Origin of the sequence: Saccharopolyspora flava (assembly GCF_900116135.1) — a bacterium.
Lineage (GTDB): Bacteria > Actinomycetota > Actinomycetes > Mycobacteriales > Pseudonocardiaceae > Saccharopolyspora > Saccharopolyspora flava.
In genome coordinates this window covers 217,216-240,931 of record NZ_FOZX01000006.1, presented here as the reverse complement: position 1 = coordinate 240,931, position 23,716 = coordinate 217,216, and the positions used below count along the sequence as shown (strand labels likewise).

Genomic DNA, 23,716 nt, shown 5'->3' with positions numbered 1-23,716 from the left:
CCCGCCCTACTCCTGGGCCATGTCGACGAAGCGGCTGTAGTGGAGCTGGTGGGCCACGGTGATCGTGGCCGTGGGACCGGCGCGGTGCTTGGCGACCATCAGGTCCGCCTCACCCATCCGCGGGTCATCCCGCTCGAACGCGTCCGGCCGGTGAATCAGGATGACCATGTCCGCGTCCTGCTCCAGCGAGTTGTGCATGGCGACGCCGTCCGCGATGAAGTTGTGCGTGCCGTCGACCGTGGCGTCGTAGACGGGTTGTTCGCCGATGCTGGTGATCTCGGCGATCTCGTCCCAGTAGACGTCGTTGGTGGCGAGCATCTCCAGGTCGGCGTCCTCGAGCACGGTCGCGGCGCGGGCCAGGCGAGTTCGGCTGGGGGCGCGCTTCCACATCGCCGAGCCGCAGAACTGCGTGTCCATCCGCTCGGCGAAGTCCCGGTGCGTCATGGAGCGGGTGGCCAGCAGTTCGCGAACCCGGCCCCACACCTCCTTCGGCACCGTGTCGCGGTTGGTGTTGGCCACGATCTCGCGGAGGTGCGCGGCAACCTCGATGGCGCGCAGGCCGCGAGCACCGTGCACGCCCGCACCATCGAGGAACGCGAGCTGGTTCTCCACCCCGTAGATCACCACGTGGTAGCAGGTGCGGTAGCTGCCCTTCGTCGTCGGCTTGATCCGCGCCAGCACGCCGATCCGCAGGAGCAGGCGGCTCAAGTCGTCAGCGAGTCGACGGCTCGTCGTCGCGTAGTAGATCCGGCCCTGCCCGGCGACGTCGTCCCAGCGGACCGAACCGTCGGTCGCCCAGAGATGACGGATGAAGAGCCCGATCTGCTCCTTCGGCAGCTCGAAGACCTGCTTCGGGATGAACTTCTCATGGCTGCGCAAGCCGAACAGGCCCATCCCGTCGAGCCACGCCGCGATGGGGTTCCGCTTGCCGTGCGTCAGCCGGTAGGGGGCCGGCAGGCGGAGCGTCGTCACCTTCGCGGCGGCGTACTCGTCGCGAACCGCCGTGATGCCGAAGTGCTCAGCAGCCTCGGTGACGGCGGCCAGGTTCTCCTCGTCGACGCTGGCGTAGCGAATCGGCTGGCGCTTGACCACCGAGCCATCACCGATCAGGTGCGCCAACAACACGATCTCGGCTTCCGGGAGCGGCTTGGTCTCCAGCGGTTCCGGCAGCTGACGCGGCACCGCCACCCGGGAGCCCTCGACGAGCTCGCCCAGCGGCATCCAGCCGTCCAGCGTGAGCATCGGGTGGTTGGCCGTCGCTTCGACCTCCAGCCCGGAAGCGAGCCGGACCTTGAACACTTCCTTCGTACCGCTGGAGAAGACGTTCGTGACGGGCTTCGCGACCAGACGCATCCGCTCGTCCAGCGACCACACGACCGGACGCTCACCGGTGCGCATGAGTTCCCCGAAGGACACCTCCGCGCCGGTGTCAGCACGCATCAGCCGGGTGTTGGCCGTGAGGCAACCCGATTCGCGCAGGTCGGAGAGCTGCGGCTTCTTGTCCGTGCGCTGTTCCGGGCCTCGGTTGAGCTGCGAGATCGCGACCAGCGGGACTTCCAGCTCCTTGGCCAGCAGCTTGAGGTTTCGGGAGAACTCCGAGACCTCCTGCTGACGGGACTCGACGCGCTTGCCCGAGGTCATCAGCTGCATGTAGTCGACGACGATGAGCTGGATGTCGTGGCGCTGCTTGAGCCGCCGCGCCTTGGCCCGGATCTCCATCATCGTCAGGTTCGGCGAGTCGTCCACGAAGATCGGCGCCTCGCTGATCTCGCTCATCCGCCGGGCCAGCCGCGTCCAGTCGTCGTCGGTCATGCGACCACCGCGCATGTCGCCCAGCCGGATGCGCGCCTCGGCGGAGAGCAAGCGCATCACGATCTCGGTGCGCCCCATCTCCAGCGAGAAGATGACGCTCGCCATCCCGTGCTTCACCGACGCCGACCTGGCGAAGTCCAGTCCCAGCGTGGAGTTGTGCGTCGGGATCATCGACCGCGTCGCCAGGTAGAGGTGATCCGGCGAATCCACTTCGACGCACCTGACCGGCACGCTCTCCACCGGCTGGACGTCGGTGAACTTCAGGTCCGGGCGGTGCGCCACCACCGCAGGACCGATCGACGCCAGCTCCTCGGTGGTGAGGACCGTTCCGTCGTCCAGCCGCCACTGGTGCTGGGCGTCGGCGGTGACCGTGGTGCCGTCGGAGAACTCGATCTCGTAGCAGGGGCGGTCGTGCATGACCTCGGTCGCGGCCACGACCTCGGTCGGCTTGCCGTCGGCTCCGATCAGGTGGTCGCCGACCTGGACCTCGCCCATCGTCGTCCAGCCGTCCGGCGTGGGCAGCGGGGTGTCCAGAGCCAGTGCCTTACCGACACCCGGTCGGGCTGCGACGATGATCATCTGGCCTGCGTGGAGGCCGTTGGTGAGGGCGTCGAGGTCGGCGAAGCCGGTGGGGATGCCCTGGGACTCGCCGCCGCGGGACGCGATCGCGTCGATCTCGTCCATCGTGGGCTGGAGGAGCTCCTCCAGGGCGTGGTAGTCCTCGCTGGCCTTGCGCTCGGTGACGTCGTAGATCGACGCCTGGGCGCGGTCCACGACCTCCTCGATCGCCGCGCCCTCCGAGCCGTGGTAGCCCAGCTGCACGATGCGGGTGCCCGCCTCCACGAGGCGGCGCAGGATCGCCTTCTCCGAGACGATCTCCGCGTAGTAGCCGGCGTTGGCGGCCGTGGGGACCGTGGCGATGAGGGTGTGCAGGTACGGGGCGCCGCCGACCTTGGTCAGCTCCTGGCGTCGCTCCAGCTCCGCCGAGACCGTGATCGCGTCCGCCGGTTCGCCGCGGCCGTAGAGGTCCAGGATGCAGTCGTAGATCGCCTGGTGCGCGGGCCGGTAGAAGTCGTTCGGGCTCAGCGCCTCGACGACGTCGGCGATCGCGTCCTTGCTCAGCATCATGCCGCCGAGCACCGACTGCTCGGCCGCCAGGTCCTGCGGGGGCTGGCGCTCGAACGTGCTGGCGCCGCCGGGTGCACCTCCACCGTCGTCAGTGAAGTACGGGTCGTCCTCCCGCTCGTCGGGAACCGTCACCGGAACCCGTCACCTCCTCCGGCCAGCAGCCTGTCGTCCGTGCTCGCCACGGCGACCGTTTCCTGCGCGCGTTCCGGCCACGGTACCGAGGACGGTCCGTAGGCAGGGGCGTACGCGCGCGAAGCTAGATCGCCCGCATAGAGCAGGCAACTCAAGTTGTGGACAAACCTCGGGACAACCTGTGGATAGGTTGAACCGAGCTGGGGACAACTCCGGACAGCCTTCCCCGCAGCTGGGGACAACTTGGGGACAAGTGACGTGGAAGAAACGAAAACCCCAGTTCACAGCGTTGACGAAGGCTGTGGAAGAAATCCGTGGAAAACTCCCGGCGTGTCGCCACCATCGGCGTGTCGCACTCAACAGCGGTGGGTGATCAGCCGAAGATCATCGTCACCGCCGGTGCACGGCCGGGAGACGGCATCGTCCACCCCGTCACACGAATGCCGGAGTGGACGATGCCGCTTGAAGAATCCGGTACTACCGGGTCACTGCTCGCCGGTGACCTGGACGCTGACGTTGGCCGTCACGTCCGGGTGCAGCTGCACGTCGACGACGTGCTTGCCCAGCGACTTGATGTGGCCGCGCAGCGAGACCGAACGCTTGTCGAGGTTCGGGCCACCGGCCTTGCGGACCGCGGCGACGACGTCGCCGCTGGTGATCGAGCCGAACAGCTTGCCCTGCGGCGAGACCTTGGCGGTCAGCGTGACCGCGTCCAGGTTCTGCAGCTGCTGCTTGAGCTCGTGGGCGTGCTCCAGGTTCCGCACCCGGCGGTTCTCCTGGACGCGGCGGATCGTCTCGACCTGCTTCTGCGCACCCTTGGTGGCCACGATGGCCAGGTTGCGGGGCAGCAGGTAGTTCCGCGCGTAACCGTCCTTGACCTCGACGATGTCGCCGGACTCGCCGAGGCCGGACACGTCAGCGGTGAGGATGATCTTCATGACGTGACTCCTTTCTCAGATCAGCGAGCGGTCGAGGTGTAGGGCAGCAGGGCCATCTCACGCGCGTTCTTCACCGCGATGGCGACGTCGCGCTGGTGCTGGCTGCAGTTGCCGGTCACCCGGCGGGCACGGATCTTGCCGCGGTCGGAGATGTACTTCCGCAGCAGCGTCGTGTCCTTGTAGTCGATCAGCGTGGCCTTGTCCTTGCAGAACACGCAGACCTTCTTCTTCGGCTTGCGCACAGGCGCCTTGGCCATGGGTCTTCCTCCCGAACGAAAAACTTACCTCAAGCGTTAGCTGCGGCGACCGTCAGAACGGCGGCTCGTCGCTGAAGCCGCCGCCGGACCCCGCCGGCGGGGCCGAACCCCACGGGTCGTCGGCCGGCGGACCGGCCGGGGCGCTGCTGCCGCCACCGAAACCGCCGCCGCCGCGGCTGACCTTGTTGACCTTGGCGGTGGCGTAGCGCAGGGCGGGCCCGATGTCGTCGACCTCGAGCTCGACGACCGTGCGCTTCTCGCCTTCCTTGGTCTCGAAGGACCGCTGGCGCAGACGACCCTGCGCGATCACCCGCATGCCCCGGGTCAGCGACTCCGCCACGTTCTCCGCGGCCTGCCGCCAGATGTTGCAGCGCAGGAACAGCGCCTCGCCGTCCTTCCACTCACCGCTCTGGCGGTCGAAGGTCCGGGGCGTGGACGCGATCGTGAAGTTCGCGACGGCGGCACCGGACGGGGTGAAGCGCAGCTCCGGGTCGGCGGTCAGGTTGCCGACCACCGTGATTACCGTTTCACCAGCCATGACCTGGGGACTCCAGTCTGGTCGTCAGCGGGTACGGGCGTTGATCAGGCAGTCGCCTTGGCGGCACGGGCCTTGGCGGCACGCGCGGCCTTGCGGGGCTCAACGATCTTCCGCTGGACCTTGGTCCGCAGGATCGACTCGTTGAGGTTCAGCTGACGGTCCAGCTCCTTGACGGTGGCCGGCTCAGCGTTGAGGTCCAGGACGACGTAGATGCCCTCGGAGTTCTTCTTGATCTCGAAGGACAGCCGGCGCCGGCCCCAGACGTCGACCTTCTCGACGGTGCCACCGTCGTTGCGGACGACGTTGAGGAAGTTCTCCAGGGACGGAGCGACGGTGCGCTCGTCCAGGCTCGGGTCCAGGATGACCATGAGCTCATAGTGACGCATGAAGACCATTCACCTCCTGTGGACTCACGGCCACGGACTTTCCGTGGCAGGAGGGTCGTTCGCGTCAACGAACCGGTCAAGGCTAGCAAGGGGCACCGACAGCGAGGACATCGGCCTCGCCTCGGTGTGTTGGGACCCCGTCCCTGGTCAGGAAGCCCGCGTCAGTGACGGCGCAGGACCCAGGCGCGGACGAGCCCGGCGGTGACCACCGCGAGCGAGATCGCGGCGATGAGCACCGGCAGAGCGACGCGCTCGGAGACCTCGGTCGGCAGCGCCTCGGCCTGCCCGGCCGCGCGGATCTCCTCCTGCTCGTCCTGGACGCGCTGCCGCTCCTGGGCCTGGCGCGCCAGGTCACCGACGTCGGGAGCCATGCCCGGGACGTTCGGGATGGAGCCGTAGCGGGCCTGCGCCCACGGCAGGGCGGCGCCGCGCAGGCTCGGCGGCAGCATGCTGACCGCGGCCGGGGCGCCGTTGGCGCTGGGCACGGTCGGCACCGGGCTCGTCGAGGGGGCCGACGGCGGCGGCTCGGCCGGGGCCGGAGCCGGGGTCGACTCGGGCGGCGGCGGGGCCGGCTGCTCGGAGGACGGCGGCGGCTCCTCCTCCGGCTCCGGGGTGTTGACCGTGACCGAGTTGCCGAGGCTGACCAGGTTCGTGAAGTGGAAGCGGACGGCTTCCAGCTTGTCCTCGGGCAGGCCGAGGGAGCTCAGGCGCGGGGTCGCGGCCTGGGCGATCTCGCGGCCGGAGAAGGAGTTGGTGCCCGGCTCGGCGACGCCCAGCTCGATGGGGCTGCCTGCGGCGAAGGTCGAGGAGGCGTCGTTGGCGGCCCCGAAGGCCAGCGGCATCGCCAGCAGCACGGCCTGGTTGAGCTTGAAGTCCAGCGTCTTGGGCAGCACGGAGATCTGCTGACCGGGTTCACCGGAGACGATGGCGATCGAGTGGTCGACGACCAGCGGCTCGGCGGCGCTCGCCGTTCCCGCTCCGAGGCAGGTTCCCGCCAAGATCGCCACACCGGCCGCGCCCGCGGCTACGGTGCGTCGGAGCGCGTTCGGTTTGATCAGCGGGTTGGGGTTTCCCCAGGTACCCATGGCTCGCCTCCCCGCGAACGGCTCCGGAACGACAGACACTGTCTCAAAGCTCCTAACGCGTGAGTACCGCCGTTGGTTGCGGGATTCCGGCAAATCCGTTGATGTCCCACATCGTGGAACACTCCGGACGGCCCCGGTTCCCGGATCCGGTCGCGCGGGACGAATAGACTGCGTGCCATGCGTATCGGCGCTCATGTTCGCGATGACGATCCGCTGGCCGCAGCCGCCGAGCGCGGCGCGGAGGTGGTGCAGTTCTTCCTGTCCGACCCGCAGGGCTGGAAGGCGCCGAAGCCGCACCCGCAGGCCGAGCGGCTGCGGGACGGCGACGTCGCCGTTTTCATCCACGCACCTTATGTGATCAACGTGGCGTCGTTGAACAACAGGATCCGCATCCCGTCGCGGAAGTCGGTGGCGCAGCAGGCGAAGGCCGCCGCCGAGGTGGGCGCGCAGGGCCTGATCGTGCACGGCGGGCACGTCACCAAGGACGACGACCCGGCGGAGGGCATCGCGAACTGGCGCAAGCTGTTCGAGCGGCAGGCCGACGAGGGCGGTTTCGAGGTGCCGATCCTGATCGAGAACACGGCGGGCGGCGCGAACGCGATGGCCCGGCGGTTCGACGTGCTGGCGCGGTTGTGGGACGCGGTGGGCGAGTTCGGCGCGGGGTTCTGCCTGGACACCTGCCACGCGCACGCGGCGGGCGAGGAGCTGCTGGACGTGGTCGACCGGGTCAAGGCGATCACGGGCCGGATCGATCTGGTGCACCTCAACGACTCGCGGGACGAGTTCGGGTCGTCGCGGGACCGGCACGCCAACATCGGCTCGGGTCTGATCGACCCGGAGCTGCTGGTGGGCGTGGTGTCGAAGGCGGGCGCGCCGGTGGTGGTGGAGACCCCGGACGAGGGTCAGGCGGCCGACATCGAGTTCCTCCGGTCGAAGTCGAGCTGAACGTCGGTGGTCCCGGCGCTGCCGGGTGAGAGGAGCCCGGTATCAGGGTCGCGCGCGGCTTGACGGTGTCGGCGTTGGCGGTGTTGTGCCTGCTGACGGCCGTGACCTTGGCGTTGGGGTACGCGAACAAGGCGCGGTGCACCGGGCCGGAGTTCAACGAGTGGGGGCGGTCCGGGCCGGATTACCAGATGCGCTCCTACCGGGACGTCTGCTACTCGGACATCCAGAACCTGTGGCTGGGCCGGGACATCGATCGGCACGTGTTCCCGTACGTGCACGGCGGCATCGATCCGGACGGGTCGTTGTGGGGCGGGGTCGTGGAGTACCCGGTGCTGACCGGGGTGCTGATCTGGGCGGGCGCGTTCTTCGTGGACACCGACGCGGGGTTCCTGCTGTCGTCGGCGCTGCTGATGGCCCCGTTCGGGTTGGCGGTGGCGTGGTGGCTGGGCCGGTTGAGCCGGTGGCGGGCGCTGCTGTGGGCGTTGGGGCCGCCGCTGGTGCTGTACGCGGACCACAACTGGGACCTGCCGGTGGTGGCGAGCGCGGTGGCGGCGGTGTTCGTGATGCACCGGTGGCGGGCGTCGTTGGCGCGGCGGTCGACGGTGGCCGCGGTGCTGCTGGGGCTGGGTTTCGCGTTGAAGCTGTACCCGGCGATCTTCGTGCTGCCGCTGATGCTGTACGTGTTCACCGAGGGCGGCCGGGACTGGCGGGGCGCGTTGCGGGTGGCCGGTTCGGCGGCGGCGACGGGTGTGCTGGTGAACGTGCCGTTCGCGCTGGCGGGTTTTCAGGGCTGGGCGGCGTCGTTCGAGTTCCAGTCGCGGCGTCAGGTGGATCTGAGCACGAATTCCATCTGGTACTGGGGTTTCCGGCACTGGACCGGCGATGAGGGTTTCCAGGACGCGATGGGGATCGTCTCGCCGGGTCTGATGCTGGTGTCGTTCGCGCTGGCGTGCTGGATCGGCTGGTTGCGCTACGAGAGGACCGGGACGTACCCGTGGGTGCAGGTGTCGGCGGCGATGCTGTGCGGGTTCCTGCTGCTGCACAAGGTGCACTCGCCGCAGTACACGTTGTGGTTGTTGCCGTTCTTCGTGCTGGTGCAGGTGCGCTGGGGCTGGATCGTGGCGTACCTGGTGGCGGATTTCGCGATGTGCGTGGGCATCTTCCGGTGGCTGTACCTGGGCAACGCGGGTGAGCCGAGCGGGATTCACGACGGTTTCACGGCGCAGGCGCTGATGATCGGTGTCTGGGGGCGGGCGGCGCTGCTGATCGGGTTGTTCGTGGCGTTCCTGGCCGCGCGCACGACCATCGAGTCGCGCGCGGTGGAGACCGCGGGTTCCCGGCGTTTCGGCTGACACGTCGGTCGGGGAAAGGAGAAGGGACCCGCGACCGGGTGGTCGCGGGTCCCTTCTCGTTGCGGGGGCCGGATCAGAAGACGGACTCGTCGAGCTCCATGAGGGAGTTGTCGGCGGCCTCGATGATCTTGCGGCGGCCGGTGAGCTCGGGCAGGACGTTCTTGGCGAAGAAGCGGGCGACCGCGACCTTGCCCTGGTAGAACGACTCGTCCTTGCCGGCACCGGCGTCGAGGGCGGCGAGCGCGATCTCGGCCTGCTGCAGCAGCTTCCAGCCGATGAGCAGGTCACCGACGGACATCAGGAACGAGACGGCGTGCTGGCCGACCTTGTAGATGTTCTTGATCTCCTCCTGGGCGGAGGTCAGGAACTCGAACAGCGTGCCGAGCTGGCCCTGGACGTCGCCGAGGGCGCGGGTGAGCAGCTCGCGCTCCTCCTTGAGGCGCTCGTCGGCGTCGGAGTTCTCCAGGGTCTTCTGGATCTCGGCGGCGACGTGGCCGATGGCCTGGCCCTTGTTGCGGACGATCTTGCGGAAGAAGAAGTCCTGGGCCTGGATCGCGGTGGTGCCCTCGTAGAGGCTGTCGATCTTGGCGTCCCGGATGTACTGCTCAATCGGGTAGTCCTGCAGGAAGCCGGAGCCGCCGAGGGTCTGCAGCGAGTGCGTGAGCATCTCGTAGGCCCGCTCGGAGCCGACGCCCTTGACGATGGGCAGCAGCAGGTCGTTGACGGCCTCGGCGAGGCTGACGTCGCTGCCGTCGTGCTGGCCCTGGGCGATCTGGTCCTGGAAGTCCGCCGTGTAGAGGTAGATGGCGCGCAGGCCTTCGGCGTAGGCCTTCTGCAGCATCAGGGCGCGGCGCACGTCGGGGTGGTGGGTGATGGTGACGCGCGGGGCGGTCTTGTCGGTGCTGCGGGTGAGGTCGGCGCCCTGCACGCGCTCCTTGGCGTAGTCCAGCGCGTTGAGGTAACCGGTGGACAGCGTGGCGATGGCCTTGGTGCCGACCATCATCCGCGCGTACTCGATGACCTGGAACATCTGCGCGATGCCGTCGTGGACGTCGCCGAGCAGCCAGCCCTTGGCGGGGGTGCCGTGCTGGCCGAAGGTGACCTCGCAGGTGGCGGAGGCGTTGATGCCCATCTTGTGCTCGACGTTGGTGACGTAGACGCCGTTGCGCTCGCCGGGCTCACCGGTCTCGCCGTCGAAGTGGTACTTCGGCAGCAGGAACAGGCTCAGGCCCTTGGTGCCGGGCTTGCTCTCGATGCCGGGTCCCTCGGGGCGGGCGAGCACCAGGTGCATGATGTTCTCGGTCATGTCCTGGTCGGCGGAGGTGATGAACCGCTTCACGCCGTCGAGGTGCCAGGTGCCGTCCTCCTGCAGGACGGCCTTGGTGCGGCCGGAGCCGACGTCGGAGCCGGCGTCGGGCTCGGTGAGGACCATGGTGGCGCCCCAGCCGCGCTCGATCATGAGCTCGGCCCACTTCTTCTGCTCCTCGGTGCCGTTCTTCCAGAGGATCGTCGCGAAGTTGGGGCCGGCCATGTACATGTAGATCGGCGGGTTGGCGCCCAGGATCAGCTCGGCGGCCGACCAGGTGACGGTCGGCGGGATGCCGTAGCCGCCCAGCTCGTCCGGGAGGCCCAGTCGCCACCACTCACCGTCCATGACGGCCTGGTAGGACTTCTTGAAGGCCTCGGGGAGGGTGACCGAGTGGGTGGCCGGGTCGAAGTGCGCGCCCTTGCGGTCGCCCTCGACGAAGGACTCGGCGAGCGGGCCGGTGGCCAGGTCGTTGAGTTCGGAAAGCACGCCGCGGACGGTGTCCTGGTCGGACTGCTCGAAGGCGCCCTTGCCCAGTCGGTCCTGCACCTTGAGGACCTCGAACAGGTTGAACTCGAGGTCTCGGACGTTGCTCTTGTAGTGGCCCATCGAAGGCTCCCTCTTGCGCGCTGCTGCGGGTGGGCCCGGCACCGAGCCCTTACTCGTCGGTAACAAGAGGGTATTACCTGGCGGTAACTTCTGTCGAGGCGACCTGGGCCACCCTCCCCGCGCACCCCTGCTGACCTGCGTTCCCGTCCGCAAAAACCCTCCCGGCGAGAAAATTCAGCGGCGTTGCGTCCGACCCGCGACCTACAGTGGCGGAATCGGACATCACGCTGGGGGTTGAGATGGTTGCGGTGCGTGCGGAAGCGCTGGTCAAGAGCTTCGGCTCGACCCGCGCGCTCAACGGGATCGACCTGGAGATCCCGCGCGGGCAGGTCCTCGGCCTGCTCGGCCCCAACGGCGCGGGCAAGACGACCGCGGTCCGCATCCTCACCACGCTGCTGCGCCCGGACTCGGGACGGGCGTTCGTGGCCGGGCACGACGTGCTCGCCGAGCCCCACGCGGTGCGGCGCTCCATCGGGCTGTCCGGGCAGTACGCGGCCGTGGACGAGAACCTCACCGGCTACGAGAACCTGCACATGGTCGGCCGCCTCTACGGCCTGTCCCGCGCGGACGCCGCCGCGCGAGCCCGGCAGCTCATCGACCGGTTCAAGCTGGACGAAGCCGCCGACCGGCCGTCGAAGGGCTACTCCGGCGGCATGCGGCGACGTCTCGACCTGGCCGGGGCGCTGGTCGCCTCGCCGACCGTGGTGGTCCTCGACGAGCCCACCACCGGGCTCGACCCGCGCGGGCGGCTGGACACCTGGGACGTCATCGGCGAGCTCGTCGCCGACGGCACCACCGTCCTGCTGACCACCCAGTACCTGGAGGAGGCCGACCAGCTGGCCGACTCGATCGCGGTCATCGACCGCGGCCGGGTCATCGCCGGCGGCACCGCCGACCAGCTCAAGTCCCGGGTCGGCGGCGAACGCCTGGAGCTCGTCGCCGCCGAGGCGGCCGAGCTGCCGGTGGTGACGCGGGTGCTGCGCGAGGTCGGCAGCGCCGAACCGCAGGTGGAGGACTCGCTGCGCCGGGTCAGCGTGCCGGTCGAGGCGGGACCGAAGGCGCTGATCGAGGCGTTGCGGCGGCTCGACGCCGAGAACGTCGGCGTCAACGACGTCGGGCTGCACCGGCCGACGCTGGACGACGTGTTCCTGGGGTTGACGGGACGGCACGCCGAGGATTCGGCCGGGGAGCCTGAGGAGGAGCGGGCATGAACGCGCTGGTGGCGGGCCTCCGCGACAGCAACGTCGTGGCCTGGCGGAACCTGATGAACATCAAGCGCAACCCGGACCTGCTGCTGGCGGGCACGGCGCAGCCGATCATGTTCGTGCTGATGTTCGCCTACGTCTTCGGCGGCAGCCTCGGCGGCGGCGCCTACCGGGAGTTCCTGATCGCCGGGATCTTCGTGCAGACGGTGGCGTTCAACAGCGCGTTCACCGTGATCGGCCTGGCCAACGACCTGCAGAAGGGCATGATGGACCGCTTCCGGTCGCTGCCCATGTCGCGGGTGGCGGTGCTGCTCGGGCGCACCGGCTCGGACCTGCTGGTCAGCGTGCTGACCGTGGTGATCATGTCGCTGTGCGGGCTGATCGTGGGCTGGCGGATCCGCGGCAGCCTGCTCGACGCCGCGCTGGCGTTCGGGCTCCTGCTGCTGTTCTCGTTCGCGATGTCGTGGGTGGGGGCGTTCATCGGGCTGGTGGCGCGCAGCGTCGAGGTCGCCCAGAGCGCGGGCCTGCTGTGGATGTTCCCGGTGACCTTCGTGTCCTCGGCGTTCGTGCCGGCCGAGTCGATGCCGGGTCCGCTGCGGGGCTTCGCGGAGTGGAACCCGATCACGGTGTACGCGGACGCGCTGCGGGAGCTGTTCGGCAACCCGCTGCGGGTGACCGGCCCGCCACCGGACAGCTGGCCGGCGCAGCACGCGGTGCTGTACTCGGTGGTCTCGGCGCTGGTGATCCTGGCGGTGTTCATCCCGCTCGCGGTGGCTCGTTACCGTCGCGTGGCGAGTCGGTGAGGGTTCGGTCAGGATGGTCCACAAGGGACGCCCGTTAGTGCGGGGCGATAACATTTCCGCTGCTGAGAAGCACTCTGGAGTTCACTCCTTGGTGTGAACGGGTTCGGACTCGCGCGAAAGTTGTGCGGATTCGGGCCGACCGGCCCGCACTATCTGCCCGTCTCCGAGAAACGCACCACGGACCGCGAGGTGGGTTATGCGCCGAACGAACGTCAAATACGCCGCAGCAGTGATCGCTTGCACGGGTGCAGTGCTCGCCGGGTGCGGGGGCGGCCCCGGAGGTGGGCCGGGCATGCCGACCCAGATGCCCTCCGGCGTGCCCGGGATGCCCCAGCAGGGCCAGGGCCAAGAAGGTCAGGGCCAGGGCCAGGAGGGCCAGCAGCCCGGCGGCGAAGGCCAGGCGGGGGAGCAGACCCCGGGCGGCATGGGCGCCGGTGAGCAGGGCGGCGGTGAGCAGGGCGGCGACGCGGCTCAGGCCAAGACCGAGCTGCAGGGCCAGCTCGACCAGATCGCCCAGAGCACGCCGATCACGTTCGACCCGGACAGCAGCGAGCTCAACGACCAGGCCCAGCAGACCGTCACCAAGGTGGCCGACCTGCTCAAGGGCGCTCCGCAGGAGCTGAAGTTCACGGTGTCGGGCTTCACCGCGTCGGGCACCAGCTCGAGCCAGGACAGCCAGCAGCTGTCCCAGGAGCGCGCCCAGGCGGTCGCCGACCAGCTGACCCAGGCCGGGATCAGCGCCGACCGGCTGCAGGTCTCCGGTCAGGGCGACGCGAGCGGCGACCCCGCCTCGTCCCGGAAGGTCGAGGTCAAGGTCCAGTAGTCACACCTTCACCCGGAGGGACGGTCGACCAACGTCGGTCGTCCCTCCGTCGTGTTCGGGGGAAGTTTTCATGAAAACTTCCCCCCTCATGAGACCTCGGTCGCGATCGACCCTGGTCAGGCACCCGGACCGGTACCCTCGGCGGAGATGGTCACGGAGGTGTCGATGGCTTCTTCCGCCGAGACGCGGACGGCCGCTGCGCCCGCGCGCGGAAAGCCCGCCCCCGCGATCCCCCTGGACCTGCTGGCCGTGGTCGCCGCAGGAGGCGCGCTCGGTTCGGTGCTGCGCTACGGCGCGAGCCTGATCTGGCCGGGGCCGATGTCGACGTTCCTGGTCAACGTGCTGGGCTGCCTGGCCCTGGGCGTGCTGATGTGCGTGATCACCGAGGTGATCACCCCGCACCGGCTGCTGCGGCCGTTCCTCGGCGTGGGCGTGCTGGGCGGGTTCACCACCTTCTCCACCTACGTCACCGACGCGCTGCGGATGGCGGTGACCGAACCGCTCCCCGCGCTGGGCTACCTGCTGGGCACCGTGCTGTGCTGCCTGGTCGCGGTGTTCGTGGGCGTGACCGCGACGCGGGCGCTGGCGCGCGGGGTCCGGCGGGAGGTGTCGTGACGGTCCTGCTCGTCGCGCTCGGCGGCGCCACCGGGGCGAGCCTGCGCTTCCTGACCGACCGCTGGGTGCAGGCGCGCCACGACACCGGGTTCCCGTGGGGAACGCTGGTGGTCAACGCGGTCGGTTCGCTGCTGCTCGGATTCCTCGCCGGGGCGGCGCTGTTCGGCGCGCCGATGCCGGTGCTGCAGACCGTGCTGGGCGTGGGGTTGTGCGGTGCGCTGACGACGTTCAGCACCTTCGGCTACGAGAGCGTGCGCCTGCTGACCGGCGGCGCGCGGCTGCTGGGCGTGCTCAACGTGGTCGGATCGGTGCTGGTCGGGCTCGGTGCGGGCTTGCTCGGGGTGCTGCTGGCCGCCGGCATCTGGCACTGAACTCACCCCATCGGGGGATCACGACACGAGTGCACGACCTTGCTTGCGTTCCCGGGCTCGCCGTGGATCGGTCTCTAACCTGTGGGCACGAGATCCGCACACGTGAGCGAATGGGGTCGCCATGCGCACCGTTTTCATCCGCGGCGAGCAGGAACGCTTCGACGAGGCCTGCGCCGAACTGATCGACCGCTTCACCACCCGCCACCCCGAGCTCGAAGCGGCGGAGCTCGTCGAGCTGCTGCTCGACGACAAGTTCCTCGCCGACGGGATGCTGGCGCACTGGACCGAGGAGGACGTGGTCCGCGCCCTGACCGAGGTCGTGCCACGCCGCGCGGTGCTGACCGAGGACTGGTCGGCGGCCCCTGCCCTGCTGCACCGCTGGATCGACTTCCTCGCCGACGAGCGGCTGCTGACCTCGACCGATGCGACCTCCGAGCTGCACGAGGCGATCGACTCCGCAGTCCCGGCGTACCTGACGGCGATGGCCGATCCGGGCGAGTGGAGCTCGGAGAAGTTCTGGACGACCACGATGCGCGAGCTGGGCGTGGACGACTCCGACGACGCCGCGGTGGAGGCGTTCCACGAGGCGGTGGACGCCGGTGAGCTCGACGTCGACCAGGACACGGCCGACGAGATCGCCGCGCGCGAGGCCGGCGACCCGGAACCGCAGCCGAGGGTGTGGCTGAGCCCGGTGGAGCCGACCGAGTCCGAACCGCTGCGCGCGATCGCGGCGCAGGCGCCGATCATCGAGCGGATCCGCACCGTGGTGGAGCAGGCGGCGGAGGGGCCGGAGAAGCTGGCGGCCGCGCTGGGCGAGGACGAGGCCACCGCCGGGCTGCTGCTGGAGTGGGCGCAGCGCGCCGGGCTCCTGCGGGTCGTCGGCGGGCGGCCGGCCCCGACGCTGATCGCCGGTCCGGTGCTGGCCGAGCCGGAGGTGCTGTGGACGAAGCTGTGGCAGAGCTTCGTGCTGCTCGACGACGCCTTCCGCGAGGACCTCGACGCGATCGCCGCCGACAGCGACGACGACCTGCTGCCGGAGCTGGTGCAGTCCGTGCTGAGCATGCTCTACTCCGCGGCCGGCGAGGTGCCGCTGGAGGTCGTGGCCGGCGCGGCGGCCGACGTGGCCGGTTCCGAGGACCCGGAGCCGGTGCTGGGCCTGGTGACGCGGATCGTGCAGCAGTGGGAGTCGATGGGGGCGCTGCGCACGCGTCACGCGAGCGAGGAGGAGCAGCCGTTCCAGGCGTTCGTCGAGCTGCTGCCCGCGGGCGTGTGGGCGGCGCGGGAGTCGTTGCGGGCGTTCGGTTTCCGGGTACCGACCACCGAGGCGCTGCGGCTGGCCCCGGCCGAGCTGGTGGTGCTGCTGTTCGCCGATGCAGCGCCACCGGTCCAGGAGTCGCTGGCCGCGCACTGGATCGAGCACCGGGGTTCGCAGCAGGCGGCGGAGGAGCTAACCGCGCTGCTGGAGCTGGTCGACGACCCGGCGGTGCGGGTGCCCACGCTGGCGCTGCTGGCGGTGACCGGCGACGACGGTGTCGCGGCGGCGCGCGAGGTCGCCGAGGACGAGGTGTGCGGCGCGGCGGTGCGGGTGTGGCTGGAGGCCACGACCGAGGAGCAGGTGACGCGCGAGGGCGATCCGGTGCTGTTCACCGCCGATGTGCTGGCGGTGTCTCTGGAGTCGGATCCGGCGCTGCTGATCGGTGAGGTCGCCGAGCAGTCGCAGGAGGCGCAGTTGCAGCTGGTGGCGGACCTGGCCGCGAGCGGTCACTCGCACGCCGGGGAGCTGCTGGCAGCGCTGGCCGAGCACCACGAGGACGAGGAGGTCGCAGCGGCGGCGCGCGGCGCCCTGGATGTCTGATTCGCGGTGACGCTGCTCATCTCCGTTTGTCCTGCTAACGAGAATTGTTTAGCATTGCGAACGATGTGACTTTTCCGAGCAGCCGCAACCGCAGCTGCGAACGCCGTTGATGAGGGGTGACGTGTCGATGAGCGCCGGGCACGACGTTCGGTTACTCGACGTCTTCAAGGGACAACCGAAGGCGGTGTGGATCACCGCCTTCGCCGCGGTCATCGCCTTCATGGGCATCGGACTGGTGGACCCGATCCTGCTGTCCATCGCCGAGGCGATGCACGCGGGACCCGAGCAGGTCACCCTGCTGTTCTCGTCCTACCTGGGCGTTCAGGTCGTGGCCATGCTGATCACCGGCGCGTTCAGCGCCCGCTACGGGCCCAAGCGCACCGTGGTCACCGGCCTGGTCCTGATCGTGCTGGCCACCATCGCGTGCGCGCTGGCGAGCTCCATCGGTCAGCTCGTCGCGCTGCGCGCGGTGTGGGGCCTGGGCAACGCCTTCTTCATCGCCACCGCCCTGTCGGTGATCGTCGGCGCGGCCTCGGGCGGCCAGCAAGCGGCCGTCCTGCTCTACGAAGCCGCGCTGGGCATCGGCCTGTCCACCGGGCCGCTGCTCGGCGCGCTGCTCGGCGACATCTCCTGGCGCGGCCCGTTCGCGGGCACCGCGGCGCTGATGGCCGTCGCGCTGATCCTCTCCGCCGGGTTCCTGCCCAAGGACGGGGACCGCGCCAGCCGCGCCAAGATCAGCGTCCTCGACCCGCTCAAGGCGCTCAAGCACCGCGGACTGCTGCGCACCTCGCTCGGTTCGGCGTTCTACACCGCCAGCTTCTTCATCGTGCTGGCCTGGGCGCCGTTCGTGCTGGAGTTCGGCGCGATCGCGGTCGGCCTGGTGTTCTTCGGCTGGGGCCTGTGCGTGGCGGTGGCCGGCGTGACGCTGGCGCCGAAGCTGGCGGCCCGCTTCGGCGAGGTCGGCGGCACGATCATCGCGGTGCTGCTCTACGCGGTGATCCTCGGCGTCATGTCCGTGGGGCCGAAGCCCGTCGTGGTCGTCGGCGTGGTCCTCAGCGGCCTGGCCTCGGGCCTGCTCAACACGCTGTTCACCGGTTCGGCGATGAGCGTCAGCGACGCGCCGCGCCCGGTGGCCAGCGCGGGCTACAACTTCTGCCGCTGGCTCGGCGGTGCCGCGGCGGCCACCCTGGTCGGCCACGTCGCCACCTGGTTCGGCTCCAACCACGCGCCGTTCGCCGTCGGAGCCGTGCTGTGCGTCATCGCCGCGCTGCTGCTGGCCCCGGGCCTGCGCAGCAAGGCCGACGCGCACCGGGTCCCCAGCGAGGCGGCCGTGGTCGGCGAAGAGGTCTGATCGCCACAGCTCGCGAGAGGGCGTGCGGATCACCACGATCCGCACGCCCTCTCGTCATTTCGCCCAATGTTCGCCAAATACTTGTTTTGCGCGCCCGGTCGCCTACGCTCCATGCCGTTCTCGAACAGCTTGGAGGTCCCGGTGGCTCCCGAACGTCGACTCCTGCCGCTGCTCGGTGGCGGACGCGCCCACGTCACCTGCCGATACCGCTGCGGCGACCAGTGCTCCCAGCACCCGCCGAACACCACGGACAACCCGACCTTCGGGCAGGCGCTGAACCAGGCCCTGAGCCGCCGCGGCCTGCTCAAGGCCGGTGCGGTGGCCTCGGCCGCGCTCGCCGTGCCCGCGCTCGCCTCCCGCGAAGCCGCCGCAGACCTGGACTTCTCCGCGCCAGGCCTGGACTTCGAGCCGATCCGGCCCAACACCGAGGACGCCGTGGTGATCCCGGAGGGCTTCCAGCAGCAGGTCGTGATCCGCTGGGGCGACCCGATCCTGCCCGGCGCACCGGAATTCGACTTCGACGCGCAGACCCCCGAAGCTCAGGAAGGCCAGTTCGGCTACAACAACGACTTCTGCGCGCTGCTGCCGCTGCCCGACGGCCGCAGGCTGATGATCAACAACCACGAGTACGTCACCGAGGAGTTCGTCTTCCGCGGCTACGACGCCGACAACCCCACCGAGCAGCAGGCCCGGATCTCCTGGGCGGCGCACGGGCTCTCGGTCGTGGTGCTGGACGACAAGAAGCCGGTGATCGACCCGCTGAACCGGCGGATCACCCTCACCACCCCGTTCGAGCTGCGCGGGCCCGCCGCGGGCAGCGAGTTCCTGAAGACCCCGGCCGACCCGACGGGCACGCGCTCGCTGGGCACCATGAACAACTGCTCGGGCGGCGTGACGCCGTGGGGCACGATCCTGTCCGGCGAGGAGAACTTCCACCAGTACTTCGCCCACGCCGACTCGGTCACCGAGCCGGCCACCCGGGAACGCCTCGCGCGCTACGGCATCGAGGGCGCCGAGACCGACCGCAAGTGGGAGCGCTTCGACTCGCGCTGGGACCTCTCCCAGCAGGTCAACGAGCCCAACCGGTTCGGCTGGATCGTGGAGGTCGACCCGCACGACCCGACCTCCACGCCGGTCAAGCACACCGCGCTGGGCCGGTTCAAGCACGAGGGCGCCAACATCCGGGTCCTCGACGACGGCCGCGTCGCCGCCTACATGGGCGATGACGAGAAGTTCGAGTACCTGTACCGGTTCGTCTCCGACGGCACGGTGAAACCCGGTGGCAGCGGGCTCGCGCGCAGGCACAACATGGCGCTGCTGGACTCCGGGACGCTCTACGTCGCGACGTTCACCGGCGACAGCCCCGGCGAGATCGACGGGTCCGGGACGCTGCCCGCCGACGGCGAGTTCGACGGCGCGGGCGCGTGGATCCCGTTGGCGCACAACGACACCAGCTTCGTCGAAGGCATGAGCGCCGAGGAGGTCTACGTCTTCACGCGGCTGGCCGCCGACAAGGCGGGCGCGACCAAGATGGACCGGCCCGAGGACGTCCAGCCGCACCCGACGACCGGGCGGGTCTACGCGGCGCTGACCAACAACTCCGACCGCGGCACCGACGGGCACGCCCCGGCCGACGAGCCGAACCCGCGCAACAGCAACAAGCACGGTCAGGTCCTGGAGCTCGACGACGACCCGGCGGGCACCCGGTTCTCCTGGCGGCTGCTGCTGGTCTGCGGTGATCCGGCCGACCCGTCGACCTACTTCGCCGGCTACGACAAATCGCAGGTAAGCCCGATCACCTGCCCGGACAACGTCGCCTTCGACAGCCGCGGGAACCTGTGGATCACCACCGACTCCAGCGACGCGCTCGGCTTCAACGACGGCCTCTACGCCGTCCCGCTGGAAGGCCCGGAACGCGGCCACGTCAAGGCCTTCCTCAGCGTCCCCCGAGGCGCCGAGGCCTGCGGCCCGGTCATCGAGGACGACCTCGTCCTCATCTCGGCCCAGCACCCCGGCGAGGTCGACGGCGCCAACGCCGACAACCCCGCCAGCCACTGGCCCGACGGAGGCACCACCCAACCCCGCCCCTCAGTAGTCGCCATCTGGCGCTGAACCAGGGGACCCGAGGGAGGTGCGCTGCGGCAGGGGGCAGTTTTAGCGAAAACTGTCCGGACAAAAGGGACATTGATCATGGACAGTTCTCACTAAAACTGTCCCCTACCCACGCACGAACCCCAACGGGACCAACCCCGAAGCAAGCCCCACGAAGCCCCATGTCGACAAACCCACAAGTCCCCACACACCCCCGAAGCCGCGCTCCCACCGCCCCCGACTCGCCCGAGGTCGAATACCGCAGGATTCGACCGGTCAAAACCTGCGGTATTCGTCGGGTCAAAAACTGCGGTATTCGACCGGTCAAAAACCCCGGTTTTCGACCCGATGAATGTTGCGGTTTTTGACCTGGCGGATGTTGGAGTTTTTGGCCTGGGGAGGGGCTGGGGAGGGGCTTTGGGGACTCTGCGTTGCTTGTTCGGTTCTTGTTCACCCGGATGTACCGGGGAGATCGCCCGATCTGTCTAGCGTTCGAGTGTTCCGAACGAATCCTCCTGGAGGTCCGCTTGTCTTCCCGACAGGACAGCGGGCGGGTCATCCCGCTCCCCCTCGCGTCCCACCACAGCGCGAGCCGATCCTCGATCACCTGCAAGTACCGCTGCGGCAACGCCTGCCAGCACGAGGCGCCGAACACCTCCGGCAACGCCTACTTCGGTGACATCGTCGAGTCCGTGCTCAGCCGCCGCGGCGCGCTCAAGGCCACCGGCGCGCTCGCGCTGACCGTCGGCGGAGCGTCCCTGCTCACCGGCACCGCGGCCGCCGCGCCCAAGCCCGGTCCGGCGGACGGACCGGTCCGCGGCGCGGTGCCCGGCACCGACTTCGCGCCCGTCGCGCCGAACACCCAGGACGCCGTGGTCATCCCCGAGGGCTACCGGCAGGGCGTCGTGATCCGCTGGGGCGACCCGATCGTCGAGGGCGCTCCCGAGTTCGACTTCGCGAACCAGAGCGCCGCCGCCCAGGAGAAGCAGTTCGGCTACAACAACGACTTCGCCGAGCTCATCGCCCTGGACCGGACCGGTTCCCGGAGTCTGCTGGTGTGCAACCACGAGTACACCACCGAGGAGCACATGTTCCTCGGCTACGACGAGAACAACCCCACCGAGGAGCAGGCCAAGATCGCCTGGGCCGCGCACGGCCTGTCGGTGGTGCTCGTCGAGCGCCAGGACGACGGCAGCCTCAAGCCGGCGCCGAGCCGCTACAACCGGCGCATCACCCTCACCACCCCGTTCGAGGTGCGCGGGCCCGCCGCGGGCAGCGACCTGCTCAAGACCTCGGCCGACCCGACCGGCACGAAGGTCCTCGGCACGCAGAACAACTGCTCCGGCAGCCTCACCCCGTGGGGCACGATCCTGTCCGGCGAGGAGAACTTCAACCAGTACTTCGCCCACGCCGACTCCGTCACCGACCCGGTCGCGCAGGAGCGCCTCGCGCGCTACGGCATCGAGGGCGCCGAGAGCACCCGCAAGTGGGAGCGGTTCGACGAGCGCTGGGACATCGCGCGGGAACCCAACGAGGTCAACCGGTTCGGCTGGATCGTCGAGATCGACCCGCACGACCCGACCTCCACCCCGGTCAAGCACACCGCGCTGGGCCGCTTCAAGCACGAGAGCGCGTCCATCCAGGTCGCCGACGACGGCCGCGTCGTGGCCTACACCGGTGACGACGAGCGCTTCGACTACATCTACAAGTTCGTCTCGAACGGCAAGGTCAAGCAGGGCACCAGCGCCCTGGCCCGCAGGCACAACATGAGCCTGCTCGACGACGGCACGCTCTACGTCGCCAAGTTCACCGGCAACAGCCCGGAGAGCGAGATCGACGGCACCGGGACGCTGCCCTCCGACGGTCACTTCGACGGCACCGGCGAGTGGATCAAGCTGGCCAGCGGCACCGAGTCCTTCGTCCCCGGTTTCACCGCCGAGGAGGTCTACGTCTTCACGCGCCTGGCCGCCGACAAGGCCGGTGCCACCAAGATGGACCGGCCCGAGGACATCCAGCCGAACCCGGTCAACGGCAAGGTCTACTGCGCGCTGACCAACAACAGCAACCGCGGCAGCGAGGGCAACGCGGCTCCGGACGAGGCCAACCCGCGCGTCGGCAACAAGCACGGTCACGTGCTGGAGCTCGACGACGACACCACCGGCACCCGCTTCGGCTGGAACCTGCTGCTGGTGTGCGGCGACCCGAACGACGCGGGCACCTACTTCGGCGGCTTCGACAAGGCGCGGGTCAGCCCGATCTCGTGCCCGGACAACGTGGCCTTCGACCGCCACGGCAACCTGTGGATCTCCACCGACGGCAACGCGCTGGACTCCAACGACGGCCTGTTCGCGGTGCCGGTCGACGGGCCGGAGCGCGGTTTCGTCAAGCAGTTCCTGACCGTGCCCAAGGGCGCCGAGACCTGCGGCCCCGTGGTGCGCGACAAGGTCGTGACCGTCGCGGTGCAGCACCCGGGCGAGATCGACGGGCACAACGCGGGAAACCCGGCATCGCACTGGCCCGACGGCGGCACCTCCCAGCCGCGTCCGTCGGTCGTGGCGATCTGGCGCGAGGACGGCGGTGAGATCGGCCGCGGCTGATCTCACCTTGCGAGCGCGGGGGTCTCCGGCGGAAGCCGGGGGCCCTCGTTGCGTTCCGGGCCCACCGCCCCGAGGCGGATGACCCCCGAAGGGGTGCCCGTCCCGAGGCAGTTGACGGAATATGGCCGTAATCCGGTACCGGATTACGGCCATATTCCGTCAACTGAACCCCGCGTCAGGAGCTGGCCACCTCCGCGGACCCGGCGGGATCAGCCTTCGGAGGGCGGGTTCTGCTTGGGGGCCGACTTGAGGGCGATGACCGTGCCCGCGGCGGCGATCATGACGATGCCGACGACCCAGAGGCCGGTGCGCTGGGATCCCGTGGCGTCGGCGAGGGCGCCGGTGACGTAGGGGGCGGCGAAACCGCTGATGTTGCCCAGCGAGTTGATCAGCGCGATGCCGCCGGCCGCCGCGGCGCCGGCGAGGAAGTTGCTGGGCAGCGCCCAGAACGTCGGCAGCGCGGCGCAGACGCCGACCGCGCAGACCGTCACCGCGACCATCGCCAGGTACGGGTTGCCGAGGTAGAGCGCGACGGGGATCGCGACGCCGCCGAGCAGCATCGGCAGCGCCACGTGCCAGACCCGCTCGCGGGTGCGGTCGCCGTGCGCCGCCCAGATCACCATCGCGATCGCCCCGATCACGTACGGAATCGCCGTCACCAGACCGGATTCCATCGTGGACAGCTCCGTGCCGTACTGCTGCTCGAAGCCCTTGATGATCGTGGGCAGGAAGAAGCCCAGCGCGTAGAGGCCGTAGGCGATGCCGAAGTAGACGAACGCCAGCGCCAGGATCCGCGGGTGCGTCAGCGCCTTGCGCAGCGGCCACGCGTGGGTGGACTCGGTCTCGGCGCGCTCGGCCTCCAGCTGCCCGGCCAGCCAGTCGCGTTCCTCGGGCTTGAGCCACTTGGCCTGCTCGGGCCGGTCGGTGAGGTAGAACCAGGTGGCCACGGCCAGCAGCATCGCCGGGACGCCCTCGACCAGGAACATGAACCGCCAGCCGGACATGCCGAAGACGCCGTGGCCGCTGGAGATCAGCGCGCTGGACACGGTCGCGCCGATGGCGCTGGAGACCGGCACGGCCGCCATGAACAGGGCCACGGCCTTGGCGCGCTGCACCGCCGGGAACCAGTACGTCAGGTACAGGATGATGCCCGGGAAGAACCCGGCCTCGGCGATGCCCAGCAGGAACCGCAGCGCCACCAGGGTCGTCGCGTTGGGCACGAAGGCCATCACGGTCGCGACGATCCCCCAGGTGATCATGATCCGGGCGAGCCACTTGCGGGCGCCGAAGCGGTGCAGGGCGAGGTTGCTCGGCACCTCCAGCACCAGGTAGCCGAGGAAGAAGATCCCGGAGGCGAACCCGAAGACCGTTGCGGTCATGCCCAGTTCGTCGTTCATCCCGTTCGGGCCGGCGAACCCGATGTTCACCCGGTCCAGGTAGTTGACGAAGTACAGCAGGCACAGGAAGGGCATCAGCCGGATCGCGACCTTGCGCAGGATCCGGTTCTGCATCTCTGC

General features: G+C 69.5%; 19 protein-coding genes. 11 read left to right on the top strand and 8 right to left on the bottom strand.

The genetic code is table 11. The features are described from left to right. Nucleotides 1-6: 6 nt before the first annotated feature. From BM424_RS18995 to BM424_RS18970, 6 genes are all read right to left on the bottom strand, one after another. Nucleotides 7-3,072 carry a replicative DNA helicase gene (locus BM424_RS18995; protein ID WP_245775963.1) on the bottom strand — a complete coding sequence of 1,022 codons (3,066 nt, stop codon included), beginning with the start codon at nucleotides 3,070-3,072 and terminating at the stop codon, nucleotides 7-9. 485 nt (nucleotides 3,073-3,557) lie between these two features. After that, the gene (gene rplI / locus BM424_RS18990; protein ID WP_093419811.1) at nucleotides 3,558-4,010 is read right to left on the bottom strand and encodes a 50S ribosomal protein L9; all 453 of its coding nucleotides are present in this window, start codon (nucleotides 4,008-4,010) and stop codon (nucleotides 3,558-3,560) included. Between the two features lie 20 nt (nucleotides 4,011-4,030). Continuing rightward, nucleotides 4,031-4,267, bottom strand: coding sequence for a 30S ribosomal protein S18 (gene rpsR, locus BM424_RS18985; protein WP_093419808.1), 237 nt, complete (start codon nucleotides 4,265-4,267; stop codon nucleotides 4,031-4,033). A 52-nt stretch (nucleotides 4,268-4,319) separates the two neighbouring features. Continuing rightward, nucleotides 4,320-4,805 (bottom strand): single-stranded DNA-binding protein, encoded by a 486-nt coding sequence (locus BM424_RS18980; protein ID WP_093419806.1) that lies wholly within the window; start codon nucleotides 4,803-4,805, stop codon nucleotides 4,320-4,322. 44 nt (nucleotides 4,806-4,849) lie between these two features. Beyond that, nucleotides 4,850-5,200: a 30S ribosomal protein S6 gene (gene rpsF, locus BM424_RS18975; protein WP_217649758.1), complete on the bottom strand. Its 351-nt coding sequence runs from the start codon at nucleotides 5,198-5,200 to the stop codon at nucleotides 4,850-4,852. Between the two features lie 152 nt (nucleotides 5,201-5,352). Then, nucleotides 5,353-6,276 (bottom strand): hypothetical protein, encoded by a 924-nt coding sequence (locus tag BM424_RS18970; protein ID WP_093419803.1) that lies wholly within the window; start codon nucleotides 6,274-6,276, stop codon nucleotides 5,353-5,355. Nucleotides 6,277-6,453: 177 nt separating this feature from the next. Here BM424_RS18970 and BM424_RS18965 point away from each other — a divergent pair, with 177 nt between their 5' ends. Both BM424_RS18965 and BM424_RS18960 read left to right on the top strand, forming a co-directional pair. Continuing rightward, a complete protein-coding gene (locus tag BM424_RS18965) occupies nucleotides 6,454-7,221 on the top strand; it encodes a deoxyribonuclease IV (RefSeq protein ID WP_093419801.1) in 768 nt (255 codons plus the stop codon). 80 nt (nucleotides 7,222-7,301) lie between these two features. Next, nucleotides 7,302-8,573: a glycosyltransferase family 87 protein gene (locus BM424_RS18960; protein WP_342742635.1), complete on the top strand. Its 1,272-nt coding sequence runs from the start codon at nucleotides 7,302-7,304 to the stop codon at nucleotides 8,571-8,573. Nucleotides 8,574-8,646: 73 nt separating this feature from the next. Here the strand turns inward: BM424_RS18960 and BM424_RS18955 are convergent, their stop codons facing one another. Then, nucleotides 8,647-10,488, bottom strand: coding sequence for an acyl-CoA dehydrogenase (locus BM424_RS18955; protein ID WP_093419796.1), 1,842 nt, complete (start codon nucleotides 10,486-10,488; stop codon nucleotides 8,647-8,649). 239 nt (nucleotides 10,489-10,727) lie between these two features. Between BM424_RS18955 and BM424_RS18950 the strand changes: the two genes are divergently transcribed. From BM424_RS18950 to BM424_RS18910, 9 genes are all read left to right on the top strand, one after another. Beyond that, on the top strand, nucleotides 10,728-11,699 hold the full coding sequence (locus tag BM424_RS18950; RefSeq protein ID WP_093420137.1) for an ATP-binding cassette domain-containing protein: 972 nt from the start codon (nucleotides 10,728-10,730) through the stop codon (nucleotides 11,697-11,699). After that, nucleotides 11,696-12,496: an ABC transporter permease gene (locus BM424_RS18945; RefSeq protein ID WP_093419793.1), complete on the top strand. Its 801-nt coding sequence runs from the start codon at nucleotides 11,696-11,698 to the stop codon at nucleotides 12,494-12,496. Before BM424_RS18950 ends, BM424_RS18945 begins: the two co-directional genes overlap by 4 nt. 292 nt (nucleotides 12,497-12,788) lie before the next feature. Continuing rightward, nucleotides 12,789-13,319: an OmpA family protein gene (locus BM424_RS18940; RefSeq protein ID WP_093419791.1), complete on the top strand. Its 531-nt coding sequence runs from the start codon at nucleotides 12,789-12,791 to the stop codon at nucleotides 13,317-13,319. A gap of 165 nt (nucleotides 13,320-13,484) precedes the next feature. Continuing rightward, nucleotides 13,485-13,934 (top strand): fluoride efflux transporter FluC, encoded by a 450-nt coding sequence (locus BM424_RS18935; RefSeq protein WP_093420134.1) that lies wholly within the window; start codon nucleotides 13,485-13,487, stop codon nucleotides 13,932-13,934. Beyond that, on the top strand, nucleotides 13,931-14,305 hold the full coding sequence (crcB, locus tag BM424_RS18930; RefSeq protein ID WP_093419788.1) for a fluoride efflux transporter CrcB: 375 nt from the start codon (nucleotides 13,931-13,933) through the stop codon (nucleotides 14,303-14,305). The genes BM424_RS18935 and crcB overlap by 4 nt, the downstream gene beginning before the upstream one ends. Before the next feature lie 121 nt (nucleotides 14,306-14,426). Then, complete coding sequence (locus BM424_RS18925) at nucleotides 14,427-16,160, top strand: hypothetical protein (RefSeq protein ID WP_093419786.1); 1,734 nt, start codon at nucleotides 14,427-14,429, stop codon at nucleotides 16,158-16,160. 127 nt (nucleotides 16,161-16,287) lie between these two features. Further along, entirely contained in the window at nucleotides 16,288-17,511 is a 1,224-nt protein-coding gene (locus BM424_RS18920) for an MFS transporter (protein WP_093420132.1), read from the top strand. Between the two features lie 111 nt (nucleotides 17,512-17,622). Next, nucleotides 17,623-19,623 carry a PhoX family protein gene (locus tag BM424_RS18915; RefSeq protein WP_093419783.1) on the top strand — a complete coding sequence of 667 codons (2,001 nt, stop codon included), beginning with the start codon at nucleotides 17,623-17,625 and terminating at the stop codon, nucleotides 19,621-19,623. A 506-nt stretch (nucleotides 19,624-20,129) separates the two neighbouring features. Further along, nucleotides 20,130-22,199, top strand: a complete 2,070-nt coding sequence (locus tag BM424_RS18910; protein WP_245775962.1) for a PhoX family protein — start codon at nucleotides 20,130-20,132, stop codon at nucleotides 22,197-22,199. 209 nt (nucleotides 22,200-22,408) lie between these two features. Here BM424_RS18910 and BM424_RS18905 read toward each other — a convergent pair whose 3' ends face one another. Beyond that, nucleotides 22,409-23,710, bottom strand: a complete 1,302-nt coding sequence (locus BM424_RS18905) for an MFS transporter (RefSeq protein WP_175548174.1) — start codon at nucleotides 23,708-23,710, stop codon at nucleotides 22,409-22,411. Nucleotides 23,711-23,716: the final 6 nt, after the last annotated feature.